This window comes from Xenorhabdus miraniensis (assembly GCF_002632615.1).
Genome location: NZ_NITZ01000085.1, coordinates 1 through 1,126, shown reverse-complemented (window position 1 = coordinate 1,126; position 1,126 = coordinate 1). Strand labels below are relative to the sequence as shown.

General features: G+C 45.1%; 1 protein-coding gene. It reads left to right on the top strand.

The features are described 5' to 3' along the window. Positions 1–22 precede the first annotated feature (22 nt). A complete protein-coding gene (locus Xmir_RS22130) occupies positions 23–1,060 on the top strand; it encodes an IS5 family transposase (protein WP_099116108.1) in 1,038 nt (345 codons plus the stop codon). Positions 1,061–1,126: the final 66 nt, after the last annotated feature.

The following is a 1,126-nucleotide window of genomic DNA, read 5'->3' as shown; positions in this document are numbered from 1 at the left end:
TCTACAAGGTAGCGCCGTCATGATACCGCCTCGTTCTGCTTTAAAAAAAGACAAGCTGGCATCCGAATATCACCGTCGAAAAATCGATGAATTAGGTGATCCGTTGCTTGTGCTTGATAAGTATGTTGATTTCTCGGCACTGGCTGACACCCTAGACCGTGTCGCGCCACGCATTATTTCTCCCAAAGGTGGACGCCCGCCATTCCCGACTGAGGTGATGGTTCGCATCATTATCCTGAAACATTTCCATAATCTTTCCGATGAAAAGATGGAATATCAATTGCTTGACCGAATGAGCTGGCAACGTTTTTGTCGCTTGACCGATGTCATTAATATTCCAGACCGTAACACGATTTGGTGTTTCGAAAAACGGATTGGGCAGGAAGGTGCCTGCGCGTTGTTTGAAGAGGCGAAGCATCAGCTTTCGGCACAGGGATTCATTCCTAGAGGGGGTCAAATCATTGATGCCACGTTGATTCCAGTTCCCAAGCAGCACAATAAGAAGGAAGAGAATGAACAAATCCGTCAGGGTAAAACCCCGGATAACTGGACAGCAAACAAACGATGCCAGAAAGACACCGAGGCAACCTGGACCCAAAAGCACGGTAAACGTTATTTTGGCTATAAACTTACCATTAATGTCGATACAAAATATAAAGTGATCCGCCATATCGCGACAGGAACCGCTGCTGTCCATGATAGCCCGTTTTTTGAAGCCGTTTTGGATCGGTCAAATACAAGTCGGGACATTTATGCTGATAAAGGGTATGCCAGCCAGATGCGTGAACGTGCGCTGAAGGAACAGGGCTATCGTGTTCATATTCAGAGGAAAGCGTCACGCAATAAGCCCTTATCCGATTGCCAGAAAGGCCGAAATAAGAAAATAGCGAAAACCCGGGCACGAGTAGAACATATCTTTGGCTCATTCTCTCAGATGGGTGAAAAATTTATCCGAACAATAGGCCAGCTGCGAGCCAATTTTGCGATGCTGCTGAAGGCAACCTGCTATGATTTGCAACGTTTGGTTTATTTTGGAAAATCCGGCATTCATGCCTTTTAATTCCGGTATGCGATGAAAAAGCGATGAGTTTATTTTTTTCCTAAAAAAACAAGAAAAAGTCATACA